The 236-nt window shown below is 35.2% G+C and carries 1 protein-coding gene and 1 pseudogene; both read left to right on the top strand.

Annotated elements, in window-relative coordinates; genetic code table 11:
* A pseudogene (locus tag BHE89_RS03140) lies at window positions 1-139 on the top strand (glutamate--tRNA ligase family protein); the annotation flags it as partial.
* Window positions 72-212, top strand: a complete 141-nt coding sequence (locus BHE89_RS26835) for a glutamate--tRNA ligase family protein (protein WP_128860292.1) — start codon at window positions 72-74, stop codon at window positions 210-212. The pseudogene BHE89_RS03140 and the gene BHE89_RS26835, both read left to right, overlap by 68 nt.
* Window positions 213-236 lie beyond the last annotated feature (24 nt).

Here is a 236-nt window from a genome sequence, read left to right as displayed (position 1 = left end):
ATTTCTGATGCACTGGAAAATATCACACATTCTTTATGTACTTTAGAATTCCAAGATAACCGCCGTTTTATATGATTGGGTGCTGGATAATATCACTATCCCTTGTCATCCTCGCCAATATGAATTCTCACGTCTTAATTTCTGATGCACTGGAAAATATCACACATTCTTTATGTACTTTAGAATTCCAAGATAACCGCCGTTTTATATGATTGGGTGCTGGATAATATCACTAT

The organism is Shigella sp. FC1967 (assembly GCF_001743005.1).
Lineage (GTDB): Bacteria > Pseudomonadota > Gammaproteobacteria > Enterobacterales > Enterobacteriaceae > Proteus.
This window is presented reverse-complemented; position numbering and strand designations above follow the sequence as displayed.

Bases quoted from the DNA above. Each gene is read 5' to 3' on its own strand.
- BHE89_RS26835 (WP_128860292.1), top strand. From the start codon at position 72: ATGATTGGGTGCTGGATAATATCACTATCCCTTGTCATCCTCGCCAAT.